We start from the raw sequence: 17,491 nt of genomic DNA on the forward strand, positions 1-17,491 counted from the left end.
AATCAAGGAGCTAGGTTTTCGTATTTAGTCGATATATGCTCTGATTTGTTTCTCGATACCCGGACCGTCAATTTCAAGCAGGGCATGAAGTTCGGCTTGTGTACCTTGTTCTATAAAGCGGTCTGGCAGGCCTATGTTAAGCACCGGCTTGAGTACTTTCTGCTTCATCAGGTATTCGTTAACTCCGCTACCGGCACCGCCGGCAATGGCATTCTCTTCGGTGGTTACCAGTATGTCATGGCTCGCTGCCAGCTCAAGGATCAATGCCTCGTCCAAAGGCTTGACGAAGCGCATATCAGCAACGGTGGCATTGAGGCTTTCAGCCGCTTCAAGTGCATAACTTAAGGTTGTACCGAAATTGAGAATAGCGATTTTCTCGCCTTGACGTCGAACAATACCTTTGCCGATATTGAGTGCTGTCATTTCGCGATTAGGTGCGATACCTGTCCCGCTGCCTCGAGGGTAGCGAACGGCACTTGGCCCTTGGTGCTGGTGGCCGGTATAGAGCATCTGGCGACATTCGTTTTCATCGCTTGGCGCCATTATGACCATATTAGGAATACAGCGCATGAAGCTCAGATCGAATGCCCCTTGGTGTGTCTGGCCGTCTGCTCCGACCAGGCCTCCACGATCAATGGCAAACATAACCGGCAAATCCATGATGGCGACATCATGGATCAGCTGATCATAGCCGCGCTGCAAGAACGTCGAGTAAATGGCGACAACGGGGTGGTAGCCTCCGATAGCCATACCCGTTGCCAGCGTAACTGCGTGTTGCTCGGCAATGGCAACGTCAAAGTATTGTTTCGGGAATTCTTTCGAGAACCGTACCATGCCAGAGCCTTCTCGCATTGCCGGTGTGATAGCCATTAGCTTGCTATCTTGCTCTGCCATATCACATAGCCAATCACCAAAGATATTGGAGAATGTCGGTTGGCTCTTCGCTTTCGGAATTGGGTTCTGGGTTAGATCAAACTTTGGAACCGCATGATAGTTGATCGGATCCGCCTCGGCTGGCGCATAGCCTCGGCCTTTTTTGGTCATGATATGGAGAAACTGCGGCCCTTTCAGGTTACGCATGTTTTTCAAGGTTTTGACCAGCTCTTCGACGTCATGGCCGTCGACAGGACCGATATAGTTAAAGCCCAGCTCTTCAAACATGGTGCCAGGGACAACCATGCCTTTAATGTGTTCTTCCGCACGCTTGACCAGCTCTTTGATTGGCGGAGCCCCTGCCAGTACTTTCTTGCCACCTTCTCGGATGGTGGTATAGAGGTTGCCAGACAGCAAGCGAGCAAGGTGGTTATTCAGCGCTCCGACGTTTTCCGAAATGGACATTTCATTGTCATTCAGGATCACTAACATGTCCGAATGTACATCACCGGCGTGGTTCATTGCTTCAAATGCCATACCGGCCGTGATCGCTCCGTCACCGATAACGCTAACGACTTTGCGGCCAAGACCTTCTTTCTCGGCGGCTATCGCCATGCCAAGGCCGGCACTGATCGACGTGGAGGAGTGGCCGACGGAGAGTACGTCGTACTCACTTTCTTCACGCCATGGAAAAGGGTGAACCCCGTCTTTCTGGCGGATTGTCGGCATCGCTTCGCGGCGGCCTGTAAGAATTTTATGCGGGTATGCCTGATGGCCTACGTCCCAAATCAGATGATCAAACGGGGTATTGTAGACATAGTGTAGGGCAACCGTCAGTTCGACGGCACCCAGGCCAGAGGCAAAATGGCCGCTGCTTTGGCTTACTGATTTCAGTAAGTAGGAACGTAGCTCATCACAGACTGTCGGCAAGCTGTCAGCTGGCAGTAAGCGAAGTTCATCTGGAGTGTTTGCCAGAGCCAGATGAGGGTATTTTGAAATATCCAGTGTCATAACATTTCGGCGCTTTTACTGATTTTAGTTATTGCGCTCGATGACGTATCGGGCAAAAACTTCTAATTGGTCTGTATTGTAGGGTATTGCGTCCAATGCTTGTAGCGCTTCTTGATAAAGTTGCTGAGCTTTTTGTTTCGCTCCTTCCAATCCGAGCAGGGCCGGGTAGGTGCTTTTTTCTAGCTCAAGATCTGAACCTTGCGGTTTTCCCAGGGTTTCCGTATCACTGGTAACGTCCAGAATATCGTCCTGAACCTGGAAAGCCAACCCGATAGCATCTGCATATTGGTTGAGCTGGGGCAATATCTCGGCTCCTTTATCTCCTGCGGCCAGCGCACCTAGGCGTATAGCACAGCGGATCAAGGCCCCCGTTTTGTGTTTGTGTATTGTTTCAAGTTGCTGCAGTGTCGCTTCTTGGCCTTCTGCGGCCAGATCCAGTGCCTGTCCCATACACATACCTGCGGCTCCTGACGCCTGCGCCAATTCTTGAACCATCCGGATGCGGTATTTTTCGCCGCTTTCACTCAACGTGCCAGAGGCCAAAATTTCAAAGGCCAACGTTTGCAGAGAGTCACCAGCCAAAATTGCTGTTGCCTCGTCAAAGGCGATGTGACAGGTTGGCTGGCCACGACGCAAATTATCATCATCCATTGCCGGCAGGTCGTCATGAATTAATGAATAGGCATGAATGCATTCCACTGCTGCCGCTGGAGTATCTAGATTAGCATAGTCGGCACCCAGCATCAGACCTGTTACATAGGTCAGAAAAGGGCGAGCTCGCTTGCCACCAAGCAATGTACCGTGCTTCATGGCCTCGATCAGAGGTTGTTCAGCGTAAGGCTGAGCCGACAGCCATTGTGCCAGCTGTTGGTTACTACGCTGGCGGTAATACTGCAGAGACTGTGACAGGGGGGTATTTTTATTCATTGTCTGCATCAAATTCAGTCAGGGGAGCCTCATCATCTGCCTGAAGCAGAATTTCCACGCGTTGCTCGGCCTGAGTCAGTTTTTGCTGGCTGCTACGAGCCAGCGCAATGCCACGCTCAAATTTCTTCAATGCGTCTTCAAGCGCAATGTCACCGGATTCCAGCTCATTTACGATGCTGTCTAGTTCATCCAGTGCGGCTTCAAATGCCATATTTTCAGGTTTTTTAGCTGCCATAAAGGGTTCACTTTGATTTAAGTGCTGGAAAAATAACGTAGAGAGTTTACAGCGTCAAATTATGTCACAGGATTGTGTGTCACAAACAGTAATTTTCGACTTTTGCTATCAAGAAAGCTAAATCAAAATTCAATGCTGCCGATATAGTCTGAGTTCGATAGAATACCCAGATAAATCATTTTGGCTACGTGTCGCAAGTTGGAGAATTACCGGTGGATTTGGCTACCCTCATAGGTTTAATCGGGTCATTTGCCTTTGTCATCATGGCGATGGTACTGGGCGGTAGTATCAGTATGTTCATTGATACGCAGTCGATACTGATCGTATTTTGTGGCTCGATGTTCGTAGTGTTAATGCAGTACAGCATCGGGCAGTTTTTTGGCGCAGCAAAAATTGCCGCCAAGGCCTTTATGTTCAAAACAGATAATCCTGAGGATTTAATTGCCAAGGTTGTCGAGATGGCTGATGCCGCACGTAAGGGGGGCTTTCTTGCGCTGGAAGAAATGGAAGTGGAAAACTCCTTCTTGCGCAAGGGGATAGATTTGCTGGTCGACGGCCATGATGCGGATGTGGTCCGGGCGACGTTGCAGAAAGATATTGCCCTGACTAACGAGCGTCATGAGCAGGGGGCGGGTATTTTTAAAGCATTGGGTGATGTCGCACCTGCGATGGGGATGATTGGTACGTTGATCGGCCTGGTTGCGATGCTGTCAAATATGGACGACCCGAAATCGATCGGTCCTGCGATGGCTGTTGCCCTATTGACCACGCTGTACGGTGCAGTTTTGGCAAACATGGTGATGCTGCCTATAGCGGCCAAGCTTGAGTTGCGTAAAGATGAAGAGAAGCTCAATCGTCGCCTGATTTTGGATGGGGTATTAGCGATTCAGGATGGCCAAAACCCTCGGGTTATCGATGGTTACCTGAAAAACTACCTGAATGAGAAAAAACGTAGCATAGACGGCGATGAGTAACGGGAGGGATTATGGAAGATGAATGCAAATGTCCCCCCCCGGGGCTACCACCATGGATGGGTACGTTCGCCGATCTGATGTCGCTGTTGATGTGTTTCTTTGTACTCTTGCTATCATTTTCTGAGATGGATGTACTGAAGTTTAAGCAGATAGCCGGCTCGATGAAATTTGCCTTTGGTGTGCAGAACATGCTAGAGGTCAAAGATATTCCGAAGGGAACCAGCGTGATTGCCCAGGAATTCAGACCTGGCCGCCCAGAACCGACGCCGATTGAGGTGATCATGCAGCAGACGATTGATATGACTCAGCGTTCTTTGGATTTTCATGAAGGAGAGTCAGATCGGGCTGGTGGTACCCAACGTGACGCGGGCAAGCTAACGGGGGGCCAGAGTGCCGAGGTATCGACAGAGCTGAATCAGAACAGTCAGTCAGAATCGTCTGAGGCGCAGGAGCAGTTGCTGGAGGTCTTGCAAAAAGCACTAGACCGAGAAATTCAAGACGGTGCGGTTGAAGTTGAAAGTTTTGGTCAGCAGGTGGTGATTCGGATCAAGGAGAAAGGCTCATTTCCTGCAGGTTCGGCATTTTTGCAGCCGAAGTTTCGACCGCTGGTAAGACAGGTTGCCGATTTAGTCAAAGATGTGCCTGGCGTGATCCGTGTATCCGGCCACACTGATAACCAGAAGCTGGATTCTGAGTTATATCGTTCTAACTGGGATTTGTCCGCGCAACGCGCGGTGTCGGTTGCTCAGGAGATGGAAAAGGTGGACGGCTTTGATCATAAGCGTTTGCGAGTGGTTGGTCTGGCGGATACGGCACCGCTTAACAGCAACAAGACCGAGGCTCTGCGCAAAGAGAACCGCCGAGTCGAGATTTCTATTATGCAGGGTGAACCCTATTATTCTGATGAAGTGCCTAGTGCTGAAAATTAAGCCTACACTAAATCTATTGGGATTGGATACAAGGCGGGTGAGACTGCCTTGAATATCCTTGTTTCAGCAACTGCTTGCTTGCTGTATAATCCGCGCCTTTGATTCCTTTGGGTATTGCTCCTTTTGGTATTGTGTTTGGCCCTGTGTAGCGAAGCGTGTTATGAAATTTATCGTTAAACCCCATCCTGAGATTTTTGTAAAGAGTGAATCTATTCGTAAGCGCTTTACTAAAATCCTAGAGAGTAATATTCGCATTATTCTTCAGCGTTTGTCTGATTCTGTGTCGGTCGTTAACCGCCGTACTTACATTGAAGTCACGGTGAAGGATGAGACTATTCGTGAGCAGGTACTGGCTGCACTAACGCAGACTCCGGGTATTCATCATGTGCTGGAAGTTAATCAAACTGACTTCACAGATATGCATGATATCTATGAGAAAACACTGGATCTTGTTCGTGATGATCTTGTCGGCAAAACATTCTGTGTCCGCGCGAAACGTGTCGGTAAGCATGATTTCACCTCTATTGAGTTAGAGCGTTATGTCGGTGGTGGCTTGAACCAGGCGGTAGAATCAGCCAAGGTTAAACTGAAAAAGCCCGATGTGACGGTAAATATCGAGATTGAAAACGGTATTTTGAACCAAGTATTGGCTCGCCATAAAGGTTTGGGTGGCTTCCCGCTAGGTACACAGGAAGATGTACTGAGTTTGATTTCCGGTGGTTTTGATTCCGGTGTATCGAGTTACCTGCATATCAAGCGTGGTAGCAAGGTCCATTACTGCTTCTTTAATCTAGGTGGTCCGGCTCATGAAATCGGCGTAAAGCAGGTATCACATTTTATCTGGAAGAAATACGGTTCCTCAGCCAAAGTTAAATTCATTGCGATTGATTTTGAGCCGGTAGTTGCTGAAATCTTGGAAAATGTTGCCGATGGCCAGATGGGCGTTGTACTTAAGCGTATGTTTATGCGTGCTGCCGGTCAGGTTGCAGAGCGCTTTGGTATCCAGGCACTGGTAACAGGTGAAGCGCTTGGCCAGGTTTCAAGCCAGACTTTGACCAACCTCCGTATGATTGATGGCGTGACCGACAGCTTGATTCTTCGACCGTTGATCAACTGGGACAAAGAAGACATCATTAATGTCGCTCGTGATATTGGCACCGAAGATTTTGCCAAGACTATGCCGGAATTTTGCGGTGTGATCTCGAAAAGCCCGACAGTGAAAGCGGTAAAAGACAAGCTGGAAGCTGAAGAGGCGAAATTTGATTTTGCAGTGCTCGATCGTGTGGTTCAAGAGGCCCGTGTGATTGATATTCGTGATATCGAAAAAGAAAGCCAAGAGCAGGCTCCGGAGATTGAGCTGGTTGATCAGATCGATAGTGGCTCAATTGTCTTGGATATCCGCAGCCCGGACGAAGAAGATGAAAATCCGCTGCAAATTGAAAATGTCGAGATTAAGCATCTGCCGTTCTACAAGCTGGCGACGCAGTTCGGAGATCTTCCGCAAGACAATACTTACCTTCTGTACTGTGACCGTGGTGTGATGAGTCGCCTGCAGGCACTGTACCTGAAAGAAAACGGTTTTGATAACGTTAAGGTTTATCGCCCTTAATTGGGATAGTGCCTGAAACGCTGACCAATACAAACGAGAGCCCCTTCGGCTCTCGTTTTTTTTGGATCCAAGGAAAAGTGGAGGCAAGACATGATGAGCAGTACTAGTTCCCTCCCCTTTTGAAGGGGAGGGTGGGGTTAAGCGAAACAGCCTACACCCTCGGCAACACGTCATAATGCATGTTCGGCCATACGACCATCGGTTTGGCCACTTCTGCGGCTTTTTCTTTGCCTGCCAGACGGACGATAATTTCCAAAGCAAACTCCTGCGAGGTACCCGGTCCCTGGCTGGTTAGCAGGTTACCGTTGACATCAAAGACCACACGCTTGGTACGGCGGCGATCTTCTGGGATCTGTTCCATGAAAGCCGGGTGGGCAGTCATAATGGCTTTTGGGTACATCTGGTGATGCTCAAGAACAACGGCCGGAGCGGCACAGATAGCGGCAACCAGCTTGCCGTCATATTTATGCTGGTTGACAAATTCTATCAGTAACGGGCTGTCACGGAAGCACTCGGCGCCGCCGAGACCGCCTGGCAGCACCACGCAGTCAAACGGGTCATCGGCAATAGAAACGAGTGCGACATCAGCAACAAGCTTGATACCACGCGAGCCCGCTACGATTAATGCGCCGTCAGATGCTGCACTGGCAGTCGTAACCTCAAAGCCAGCACGGATCAGGATATCGATAGTATTGATCGCTTCCATCTCTTCGGTACCGGGGGCGATACATACTGCTACTTTGATAGGTCGTTGCAGCTGAGCGTCATTGGTCATTATATTGTTGCTCCAGTTGTTTAATTTGTTGCCATAGCCGGGTGTTCACCGGAACGGCTATCCGGTGTGCTTGTGCCCGTGCAATTAGGTAGCCAGTAATATAGTCGATTTCTGTGGTTCTATGCTGGCAAATGTCTTGATTCATAGAAGAAAAGTTTTGGCCTGTGGCATTGATGACCTTGCTCGTCAACTGTCTGAGCTCGCCGCTGTTAATTGAGTAGCCTTCTGCCGTCATAACTTGGGCAACCTCGTCACAGATATCATTGAGTTGATGGGTGAATGCCTTACCGGCCAGTTCGCCATTACGGCATTGGTAGATAGCCGTCAGCGGGTTGATGGCACAGTTTATCGCCAGCTTTTGCCATAGCGGGAGGTTGATATCTTCGTGCCACTGGCAGGGAGATAGGGCGTCATCAAGTACCAAGGACAAATAGTGGTGTGCCTTGCCTGCGGTATTCAGGGCACCAATCCAGGTTTGTCCTAGTCCGGTGTGGCTTACCTGTTGGCTGTCAGGACGAAATGCCGCCTGTGAGGTAGTGGCATATAAAAGGGGGTTATCAGGCAACAGTTGATGGGTGACTTGTTGGCTCCCCATCCCGTTGTGCATGATGACCACGGATGTTTCCTGCCTAAGATAGGGCTGGATATCGCGAATGGCCTGTTCGACTTGAAAGGCTTTGACGGTAATAAGAACACAGTCCGAGTCTTTCAGCGCTTCAGGTTGATTGGCTGAAAAAGAGTAGGATTCATGTGGGCTTTGTGGCTCAAGTGGGTTCAGCTGTATAGCTAGAGTTGGGGTGCTATCCCGGGTCCAGAAATGTACCTTGTGATGCACCGCTAGTTTACATCCCCATAAACGGCCTACGGCCCCCGCACCGACAACGGTCAATTTCACCTGAACTCTCCCTTTGTTGTCTAATTTTGTATTGGGCTCAGGATAGCATTTTCTGTCGTTAGGGTTGAACAGGTAAGCGAAGGCACATCATAGGATGTGCCTTCTGAGTGTTTATCTTAGCGTAACAAGGAATGCTAGAACTTGTAGTTAGCCGAAAAGTAGTGGCCCCAACCTGTTGTATCACCTGCAAAGCCGCCATCTTTAAATAGTGCCATATTGTGGTAATACTTCAGTCCGTAACCAAAAGCCCATTGCGGGGTGTGGTAGTAAATACCGTTGAACCACTCTACGGCTGTGGTTGTTCGGTTGACGTCATCTGAAATTTTCGAAGCACCAAACTTGTAATCGAGATAGCCCTGGTAGGTGATAAAGTCACCACTGCTGAGGGTATACCACGGTTTAAACCAGTTGGTGGATATCATGTAACCATCCCATTCGCTTTCATTGTCCGCCCCAAAATTCTCGCGGACATAGCGGGCATAGGTGTTGAGTCCCACTTTTCCGAACCACGGCACCTGAACATCAGAACCAATTCCGATGTAGTGTTCGAATAAAGCGTTGTCACCAACGTTCGTGACGGTCGAAATATAGAGTTCTTGTACTGGTCCAAAGGACAGGTCCTTACCTGTGATAGCGTCTAATGAAGCTCTTGGTGCAAATTTGAAGAAAAAGTTATCCGCAAAGTCGTTACTGCCTTCGGGTTTGTTACGGTCTGAGTTGCTGGAGTTTAGAACATCAAACACATCCAGATAGCCATAGAGATCCAGCCAGCCGGATCGTCCCCCGAATTCCATCTCGAAGTAGGTATCATCCTGAAACCCGAATGGGATGCGGTTATTGATACTTTGCATCAGGTTAAAAGTGAACCATTTGTAGTCATTTTTTCTGATGTCGTCGGAGTAATCGACGGCGAAACTCACACCGGGTAGGGCGAGGGCGGTACTGATACTAAGAGCTGCCAGAGTTTTATACATGATGACTTCTCGCTAACCATTTGCCATTGCTTGTAATTCTTCTTGCCATTTTGTGCATTTTTACAAAATGCAATTGTCAGAATAGACAGAACAAGAAGTATGTCGTGAGCGTGTTATAGGAGTAAAAATATACTTCGCACTCATACAGCAAAGGCTAGCGCAAATTCTCAGCGCTGTTTTTCCGTCTTATTGCTAAGCCGTTTTTCTCAGTTACTGGTAAAAGAGACAGGAAAAATATGGAAGAAAAAGAAATAGAAAGCAGAGGTGTCTCGGAAGTAATTTCAATCTTATTTTCGAGATTAATTTATGGCAAATAGCAAAAAGGCACCATCAGGTGCCTTTATCATGTTAGGTACAATATTCACTTAGAACTTGTAAGTTACACTTACGTAGTGACCAACGCCGCTAGACTTGAAGCCAGAAGAGTCTTTGATACCGTAGATGTCTTTATACGCTTTCAGGCCGTAACCCACTGCGTAGCGATCAGAGTGCCAGTACAGGCCGTTGAACATCGCACCACCGTTGCTCGCTGTAGAGTACTCATCTTTCATATCGAATTGGTAATCGATGTAACCCTGGTAAGAGATGAAGCTGCCGTTCTCGAAGAAGTAGAATGGCTTGAACCAGTTAGTTGAGATTTGGTAACCGTTCCAATCTTTTTTGTTTGAGTCGTATGTTCCGTATAGGTTTAGGCCTACTTTGCCAAACCAAGGAACCATTACGTCAGAACCAAGACCAATTTTCTGAGAGTTAACGCCAGAGTTACCACCCCACTCCATAAGAGTCGCAAGGTAAAGCTCCTGAACTGGACCGAAAGACAGGTCTTTGCCCGTTACCGCATCAAGAGACATACGAGGAGCGAACTTCATGAAGATTTTTTCTTTGCCTGCTTTGTCGCTATCTGGATCGCTAGTCAGGTTGAACACATCAACATAACCGTATAGATCAAAGATACCAGAGCGGCCGCCGAATTCCATTTCAAGATAGTCGTGGCTTGATTCGCCTGGTAGCTCGTCAAAAGCATACATCAGGTTGAACTGTGACCAGCTGTAGTCGTTCTTGTGGATGTCATCAGAATAGTCTGCTGCATTTACTGCTGCTGGTAGAGCGGTTGCCGCTAATACGCTCAGTGCTACTAGTGATTTACGCATGGTTAATTCTCGCTAATTGTTTTTAAGAGTCGGACTTATAGTTTTGGGGTTGTCCGTATTTATGGCGGTGATTCTATTGCTTTATGTCACTCTTGTGAATGTAACGATTGCGCGATCCTTTTCCAAACGTGAACTCGATCTTCTGTAATCGATTACAATGTGGGGTGATAGTGATCTCGATCGTTATTTTTGATGTTTTTAATGAATATTTTCTGAACCAAGTGATAAACCGCTCATCTAAGAGCGGTTTGAAGGGGCTTTTTTAGGCACTAAAGGGTTATAAATGGAAGGTGAAGGCATTATTCGTCAACAGAATACTTTCGGTTTTGGCGATGCACTCGAATTTGTGGTGAGTATTGTTGATCAACCCGCTTCAGAACTGGTTTCAGAAGCTGAGTTTGAGTTTCTGTCGACAGCATAGATCAACAATAAAACAGGCAAACCAATAAGCGCTGTTGTTAAAAAGAAAATGTTATATCCAAACGTATCGACATACAGGCCTGAAAAACCGGCAATAAACTTTGGAAACAACAACATAATAGAGCTGAACAGGGCATATTGAGTTGCTGAGAATGCAACATTAGTCAAGCTGGACATATAGGTGATGAATGCTGCGGTCGCAATACCGGCACTCAGGTTATCGATTGATATCACCAATGTCAGCATAGGTAGGCTATTGCCCATATAGGTAAACAACATAAACAAGATATTGGTGCCTGCTGCCAATATTGCGCCCAGGGCAAGAATACGTAGTGTATTGAACTTGCTGACTAAAATACCGCCGAGGCCTGCACCCAACAAGGTCATGATCACTCCGTATATTTTGGATACAGAGGCTACTTCGGTTTTGCTGAATCCCATATCGACGTAGAAGGCATTTGCCATCACACCCATAACAACATCTGAAATTCGATAACAGCCAATGAGTACGAGAATGAGTAGGGCATCACGGCCATAGCGGGAGAAGAAGTCCTTAAATGGCATTACCGCGGCGGTATAGAACCATGCTGCGACTCTTGCTAGTTTCGGATCCATTCCATTTTCAGTGAGTTGTCGACGGTAGTTACGTTCAATATTGTCAATCTCAGCACTGTCAATACTCGGTTCGTGGATGCACAATGCTGTGATTAGGCCGACAAGCATGAAGGCTGCCATGATGAAGTAGGCATGCTTCCATCCATTGACATCATAGCCATTGTCGGAGCCAAACCAGGCAGCAAAAGCCAATGCACCAGCACCAGCTAAGATCATCGCTAACCGATAGCCTGTCATATAGGCTGCTGCAAGGGCTGCCTGAAGTCTTTCTGAGGCCATTTCAATCCGGTAAGCATCAATGACGATATCTTGCGAGGCTGAAGAAAAGGCAACAATTACGGCAAAGACAGCCAATTGTACGAGGTCGAGCTGCGGGTTGCTCATCGCCATGCCACACAACGAGGCGATGATGAGGAGTTGTGAAAATACCATCCAACCACGGCGGCGACCTAATAGACCGGACAGAATCGGAACAGGAAAACGGTCAATTAACGGTGACCAGATCCACTTAAAGCCATACGCCAAAGCCACCCAACTAAAAAAGCCGATGTCCGTGCGGCTGACTTCGGCTTCGCGAAGCCAGAATGACAAGGTGCCAAATACCAGTAGTAGAGGAAGACCGGAAGAAAAGCCCAGAGCGAGCATGATTAGCACTTTCTTTTCGAAATAAACGCGCCAGCCTAAATTGTTACCGTTGATTGATTGTTCCATGTCTTCCTCAAAATCATTACAGCGTTACCGCTTTTCCCGATTATAAAATAAAGCTACGGAGAACTTCAGTAAAAAGACAGTAAAAGATTGAGGGGGCAATCCTAGAGCGAAGGAGGAGTGAGTCGCTGATTTTTTTGTTCCCTCCCTTTTGAAGGGGAGGGCTAGGGTGGGGGGCTGCGGAATTCTGTTTTTTATTACGGCCGAATCCCCTGCATTTTTTTCTGGTGTTCACCGAGTCCAAGTAAAAACTGGGCTGTGGTTGTTACTTTGAACTGAATAAAGTTGTTACCCAACAGTTCATGTTCTTCCAGCGATTCGAGTAAATGGAGCAGGTACCAATAGGCGGATTCATAGCTGTCTGTGGGGGGGCCTGATGCTACAGAAAGTTTCCACCAATCATGCAGATGCTCGGTACAGGTTTTTGTCATGGAGTTGTAGCTGACATCGCCACTCAGTGTTCCGAGTGCACTTAATGCCAAGGCTGGCGCATAGTCAGAGATATGCTGATTGACCAATTCAGAAGAAACATCTGGCCGAGATGAGATCAGTGTAAGCATAGCAGTCACCTGGTCGTAGACTAACGGCCAGGTGACGTTAGTCTACTCTTTGATAATAGTAATAGCTTTAATAACTATAGGCTGTTGCGGGACATCTTTCATACCCATAGAGCGGATAGTTGTGGTAGGAATTTCAGCCATTTTTTCTATAACTGAGAAGCCCTTCACAACTTTTCCGAATACAGCATAACCCGGACGGCTGCCTTGAGCATCCAAGAATGAATTGTTCTGGTAATTGATATAAAACTGACGAGTCGCCGAATCAGGATCCTGGGTACGCGCCATCGCGATGGTTGCTCGAGCATTGCTAACACCGTTGGCAGATTCATTTTTTATCGGCTCATAGCTTGGTCGACGTTGTAAATCTTTGTCGAAACCGCCTCCCTGTGCCATAAATCCTGGGATTATGCGGTGAAAAATAGTACCGACGTAGCTGCCGTCTTCCACATAACGCAGGAAGTTCTGGCTTGATAGCGGCGCGTTCTTTTCATCCAGCTGGACAGTCAGTTCACCGAGGTTAGTCGTAACCAGTACTTGTGTGGCAGCACTGACTGGTAACGCAAAGCTCAGTAGCAAAGCGAAAAGGTAGCGGTGCATTACAGGTTCTCCTGCATGTAGTTGTTCAGTTCAGGATCGGCATGAATGTCTTTCAGTACGGCAGTGATTAGACTGTTCATCGCCTCTTCCATATCTCCCATAGAAGCACTCATTGTGCCTGTGCGCTCGGACTTGCCTGAGTATCGCTTGACGAACTTGCCGGCAGTGGACTCAACAACTAGCTGAAGTTGTAGCTTGCTGTTTAGCTCATGACTCATCATGCTGTGCTTGACGTTGATCATCGCTTCCAGGATATCAAGGCGTAGGGTTCCCTGGCTGTCCTGTGTAATCACGTAACCTTGTGATCTCAGCTGGCGTGACAAGGCATCTTCAAGCGTTATACGTAAATTCTGCGTTGCATGCAGTGGCTGAACATTCTGGCGGCCGCTATCGACAACAGCAATAAATTGGGCGGTTCGTAGATCACGGCTTTCCAGGCTCAGGGCTTTCCCGTGCGCGGTAGCTTGTGTGGCAATGACAGGAGTCGGTGCAATTGTTAGCTGAGGTTCAGATGGAGCCGTACAGGCAGTCAGGGCCAAAACAGTGGCGGCAACAAAGAGCTTCTTCATACTTATTTCTATCCTTAACAAAAGCTGCAGCGGGCAAACAGCAGCTAAATAGTAAAACAATGGGTTATTTTCCAGATTGATAAACCACAAACTTATTATTCTGAGCGATGACCGACACATTACCAAATAAGCGGCTCAGTTTCTCATCGTAGCCCAGGTGGCGGTTACCAATCACAATTAACTGGCCTTTACCTTTGAGAACTTGCTTTGAGTCACAAAACATTTGCCAAGCTATATGATCAGTGATGGCCGCCTGCTGGTGGAAAGGAGGGTTGCATAAGATGAGATCGGCACTGTTATGCTGAACATCCTCTAAGCAGTTTGCCACCATAGCAGTTAGTTGTTCCGGTGTTTCCAGATTAAGTTTGGCGTTGGCTTTGCAAGAGGCAACTGCCATATAGCTCTCATCGACGCAGGTAACGTTTGCATGTGGGTTCAGTTGGGCGGCTTTGAGGCCAATGATTCCGTTTCCACAACCTAAGTCGATAATCTCAGTGTATTTGCCATCTTGCGGGATATTGTCAAGTAGCAGGCGAGCACCAATATCTAAGCTGTCGCTTGAAAAGACATTGGCATGGTTCGTCATCGTTAGATTATGTTCTGGGACATCCCATTGCTGCGGTGCCGGCAACGGTTTTGCCAGTGCAGAATCCGGCTCGCAGAAAACCAGGCGTGCTTTTTTTACAGCCAACGATGTTTTGGTTTCGCCTAGAAATTTCTCAAACAGCTTTAGCGTCGAAGTATGAATATCTTTGGCTTTTGCAGCGCCAATTACCTTACAGTCTTTTGGCAGCAAGTTGCATAGCTGTTGAAGCTGCCAGGTGAGCAGACGGTTGTTTTTTGGTAGCTTCAGCAAAACCAGCTGCGGGTTATCCGGCAGGTCTGCAAGGCAATCAACGATTTTAACATGTGGCAGTTGATTGGCTTCGAGATTGGCAATGCTTCCTTTCTTGGTGATGAACGAGTCGGTTACACTGGTGACTTTGCAATTTTGAGAGAACCAGCAACTTAGCGCACCGAAACTGTCATTCATGATAAGGATTGGTCGCTTCGGATCCAGCTCCATCTCTTGAGTATGGTTGATGAGATATTCATCTGCCGCATCCCATGCTTGTAGGGTTTCGTTTTTTCGTACCGGGTAACGCGTAAGTTTCAGCGTACGCTCGTGCAGGGTTAGCTCTGGTTTCATTACCGATTACTTTAAGGTATGTTTACAATTTAGTTATCCATTTTCGCAGAACATGCCTGCGCTGCAAACAAAAACACAGCCTTTATGGCTTATTTATTACGGTCTGAGGTCTTAAGGTCGGATATCAAAGTAAAAAATTGTTGTTTGGCTATAGTAGCGATGAGGGTGAGAGTTATGATTCAGGATCGTATCGAAGAAAAATTGCAGCAAGCATTTGAACCTGTACACCTTGAAGTGGTGAATGAAAGTTATATGCACAATGTCCCGGCAGGCTCCGAAAGCCATTTTAAAGTCGTGATAGTGAGTAAGCAGTTTGAAGGTGTCCGCTTGATTGGCCGTCACCGCGCTGTAAATAAGGCGCTTTCTGATGAGCTGGCAAATGACATTCATGCATTGGCTATGCACACCTACACTGAAAGTGAATGGCAGAATCTGTTTGATGGAGCCCCCTTGTCACCTTCTTGCCGAGGCGGTTCTAAACTGACCGATTGAGTTTATACCCAAGTTGAACTAATTGATAAACCGCATTTTGTTGCGGTTTTTTTAGTCATAAACTTTGAATCGACGAGCATCATTATCTTTATCAATCACGTATTATTGAATATTCATTCTCAGAGAGCGAAGCGCTATGCCAATCGAAGTACTGTGTGATTGGCGCCAGCCAGTGTCGGTGAGCTGGCTATACTTGTAAGAACTTGAACCATTGCGATTAATAGCAGAGGTAAGTTCAGAGGGTAGAAGGGTAGTGAATGATAAGACGTAGCCGTAAAATCGTAGTTGGATTACTGTTGGCCATCGGCCTGGTTGGGTGTGGAGAACAGGACAGCGAGAGTTATCAACAGCAGGTTAAGGCTGTGGAGTGGAAATTGGTCACATCATGGCCTAAAGGATTTCCTGGCCTGGGACTGGCACCCGAGAGGTTTGCCGAAAAAGTTAATGAACTGAGCCACGGCCGGCTGGTTATTAGAGTTTACGGTGCTGGCGAGTTGGTACCGAGCTTTGAAGTGTTTAACGCTGTTTCTAAAGGAACGGCGCAAATGGGGCACTCGGCAGCATTTTATTGGCAGGAGAAAATTCCGGCAGCATCGCTTTTTTCTGCTATTCCCTTTGGCATGACGGCCCAGGAAATGAATGCCTGGCTGCACTATGGTGGTGGCCTTGAATTATGGCAGGAGCTTTATGAGCCCTATGGTGTGGTCCCCATGGCTGGGGGGAACACCGGTGCTCAGATGGGCGGCTGGTTTAACAAAGAGATTAAGACGATCGCTGATCTGAAAGGATTAAAAATGCGATTGCCCGGCTATGCTGCTGATGTTTTGAAGCGTGCCGGTGGGATCCCTGTTAGTCTACCCGGCGGCGAGCTGTTTACGGCGCTAGAAACCGGTGCAATAGATGCCACTGAGTGGGTTGGTCCTTATAATGATTTGGCATTTGGTTTACATAATGCTGCGAGGTACTACTATTATCCGGGATGGCAAGAGCCGGGCACGACGCTGGAGTTCTTGATTAATAAAAATGCGTATCAAGCGTTACCGGATGATTTAAAAAAGATTATAGAAGTTGCCGCCCGTGCGATTAATCAAGATATGCTGGATGAGTATATGGTTAAGAACGTGCAGGCGCTGGATGTTCTGATCAATGAACATGGCGTTGAGCTAAAGCCGTTTCCCGAAGAGGTGTTGGCTGAGTTGAAACGACTAACCCTGCAGTTGATGAATGAAAAAAGTGCCAGTGATCCGGTGGTGGAGCGGATCTACTCATCGTATAAACAGTTTTTAAGTGATATCCGACAATATGGGCGGGTGTCAGATAATGCCGATGTGAATATTGATTAACAAAATATGACAAAATATAAACATATTAAATGGGGCTTTGTTGCCCCATTATTGTGGGTGTTTCACTGCCATTGATTTTTTGTTAAGGCGATGCTTCAAGTGAGAATGTTTTGATAAATCAACTTGCTTATCACATTTGTGCGTTGGCTCAAACTTATAGCCGAATAACCCTATTGCGTTTGAATTGTTCACGGATTTTCACCTCGTTTAGCGTGGTTTGGCATAGTAAAAACCTGTGGATTAATGCTAGAATCGCGGCCTCAAAATTACTCGGCACAATTATTGTGACAGGTAAGTTAATAGGATGTTGCGGTGCTGGTGTGGTTTAAAACCGGCTTCGGACGAAGGAAAGTCGTGTCTTAACTGCGCAATAGAAAATTCTTTTTCCCGTTAATGTAGTGCAAGTGCGTATGATTACAATAAAAAAGGGTCTGGATATCCCCATTTCAGGGACTCCTGCCCAGGCGATACATGATGGCAAGACCATCACACGAGTCGCCTTGCTTGGCGAAGAATATGTTGGTATGCGTCCTACAATGCATACCCGCGTAGGGGATGTAGTGAAAAAAGGTCAGGTTCTTTTTGAAGACAAGAAGAACCCCGGCGTTAAGTTCACTGCTCCGGCCAGCGGCAAGGTTGCAGAAA

17 protein-coding genes and 1 pseudogene are annotated in these 17,491 nt (G+C 47.4%); 6 read left to right on the top strand and 12 right to left on the bottom strand.

Annotated elements, in window-relative coordinates:
• Positions 1–24: 24 nt before the first annotated feature.
• The 3 genes from dxs to xseB are packed head-to-tail and all read right to left on the bottom strand — an operon-like array spanning position 25 to position 3,046.
• Entirely contained in the window at positions 25–1,884 is a 1,860-nt protein-coding gene (gene dxs / locus EDI28_RS20745; protein WP_128785799.1) for a 1-deoxy-D-xylulose-5-phosphate synthase, read from the bottom strand.
• Between the two features lie 24 nt (positions 1,885–1,908).
• Positions 1,909–2,811 (bottom strand): (2E,6E)-farnesyl diphosphate synthase, encoded by a 903-nt coding sequence (gene ispA / locus EDI28_RS20750; RefSeq protein ID WP_128785800.1) that lies wholly within the window; start codon positions 2,809–2,811, stop codon positions 1,909–1,911.
• A complete protein-coding gene (gene xseB / locus EDI28_RS20755) occupies positions 2,804–3,046 on the bottom strand; it encodes an exodeoxyribonuclease VII small subunit (protein ID WP_075763721.1) in 243 nt (80 codons plus the stop codon). Before xseB ends, ispA begins: the two co-directional genes overlap by 8 nt.
• Before the next feature lie 212 nt (positions 3,047–3,258).
• On the opposite strand from xseB, the gene pomA reads away from it, so the two are divergent.
• The 3 genes from pomA to thiI all read left to right on the top strand — a co-directional run bounded on the left by pomA (position 3,259) and on the right by thiI (position 6,558).
• On the top strand, positions 3,259–4,020 hold the full coding sequence (pomA, locus tag EDI28_RS20760) for a flagellar motor protein PomA (RefSeq protein WP_128785801.1): 762 nt from the start codon (positions 3,259–3,261) through the stop codon (positions 4,018–4,020).
• 11 nt (positions 4,021–4,031) lie between these two features.
• A complete protein-coding gene (locus EDI28_RS20765; protein ID WP_128785802.1) occupies positions 4,032–4,949 on the top strand; it encodes a flagellar motor protein MotB in 918 nt (305 codons plus the stop codon).
• 160 nt (positions 4,950–5,109) lie between these two features.
• Entirely contained in the window at positions 5,110–6,558 is a 1,449-nt protein-coding gene (gene thiI / locus EDI28_RS20770) for a tRNA uracil 4-sulfurtransferase ThiI (RefSeq protein WP_128785803.1), read from the top strand.
• A 151-nt stretch (positions 6,559–6,709) separates the two neighbouring features.
• Here thiI and yajL read toward each other — a convergent pair whose 3' ends face one another.
• The 9 genes from yajL to EDI28_RS20815 form a co-directional block, all read right to left on the bottom strand.
• On the bottom strand, positions 6,710–7,333 hold the full coding sequence (gene yajL, locus EDI28_RS20775; protein ID WP_128785804.1) for a protein deglycase YajL: 624 nt from the start codon (positions 7,331–7,333) through the stop codon (positions 6,710–6,712).
• Positions 7,323–8,228 carry a 2-dehydropantoate 2-reductase gene (gene panE, locus EDI28_RS20780; protein WP_128785805.1) on the bottom strand — a complete coding sequence of 302 codons (906 nt, stop codon included), beginning with the start codon at positions 8,226–8,228 and terminating at the stop codon, positions 7,323–7,325. Before panE ends, yajL begins: the two co-directional genes overlap by 11 nt.
• A 134-nt stretch (positions 8,229–8,362) precedes the next feature.
• Entirely contained in the window at positions 8,363–9,202 is an 840-nt protein-coding gene (locus EDI28_RS20785; protein ID WP_128785806.1) for a nucleoside-specific channel-forming Tsx family protein, read from the bottom strand.
• Between the two features lie 365 nt (positions 9,203–9,567).
• Positions 9,568–10,353 (bottom strand): nucleoside-specific channel-forming Tsx family protein, encoded by a 786-nt coding sequence (locus EDI28_RS20790; protein WP_128785807.1) that lies wholly within the window; start codon positions 10,351–10,353, stop codon positions 9,568–9,570.
• A 363-nt stretch (positions 10,354–10,716) separates the two neighbouring features.
• The gene (locus EDI28_RS20795; protein WP_128785808.1) at positions 10,717–12,099 is read right to left on the bottom strand and encodes an AmpG family muropeptide MFS transporter; all 1,383 of its coding nucleotides are present in this window, start codon (positions 12,097–12,099) and stop codon (positions 10,717–10,719) included.
• 194 nt (positions 12,100–12,293) lie between these two features.
• Positions 12,294–12,656 (bottom strand): hypothetical protein, encoded by a 363-nt coding sequence (locus EDI28_RS20800; protein ID WP_128785809.1) that lies wholly within the window; start codon positions 12,654–12,656, stop codon positions 12,294–12,296.
• Positions 12,657–12,698: 42 nt separating this feature from the next.
• Complete coding sequence (locus EDI28_RS20805) at positions 12,699–13,253, bottom strand: peptidylprolyl isomerase (protein WP_128785810.1); 555 nt, start codon at positions 13,251–13,253, stop codon at positions 12,699–12,701.
• Positions 13,253–13,822 (bottom strand): YajG family lipoprotein, encoded by a 570-nt coding sequence (locus EDI28_RS20810; RefSeq protein WP_128785811.1) that lies wholly within the window; start codon positions 13,820–13,822, stop codon positions 13,253–13,255. Before EDI28_RS20810 ends, EDI28_RS20805 begins: the two co-directional genes overlap by 1 nt.
• A gap of 64 nt (positions 13,823–13,886) precedes the next feature.
• Positions 13,887–15,011, bottom strand: coding sequence for a methyltransferase (locus EDI28_RS20815; protein ID WP_128785812.1), 1,125 nt, complete (start codon positions 15,009–15,011; stop codon positions 13,887–13,889).
• A gap of 174 nt (positions 15,012–15,185) precedes the next feature.
• Between EDI28_RS20815 and bolA the strand changes: the two genes are divergently transcribed.
• The 3 genes and pseudogenes from bolA to EDI28_RS20830 all read left to right on the top strand — a co-directional run.
• Positions 15,186–15,503 carry a transcriptional regulator BolA gene (gene bolA / locus EDI28_RS20820; protein ID WP_128785813.1) on the top strand — a complete coding sequence of 106 codons (318 nt, stop codon included), beginning with the start codon at positions 15,186–15,188 and terminating at the stop codon, positions 15,501–15,503.
• 257 nt (positions 15,504–15,760) lie between these two features.
• Positions 15,761–16,846 (top strand): TRAP transporter substrate-binding protein, encoded by a 1,086-nt coding sequence (locus tag EDI28_RS20825; protein ID WP_199287469.1) that lies wholly within the window; start codon positions 15,761–15,763, stop codon positions 16,844–16,846.
• 410 nt (positions 16,847–17,256) lie between these two features.
• Positions 17,257–17,491 (top strand): annotated as a pseudogene (locus EDI28_RS20830) (Na(+)-translocating NADH-quinone reductase subunit A); the annotation flags it as partial.

This window comes from Photobacterium chitinilyticum, assembly GCF_004104355.1.
Classification (GTDB): Bacteria; Pseudomonadota; Gammaproteobacteria; order Enterobacterales; family Vibrionaceae; genus Photobacterium; species Photobacterium chitinilyticum.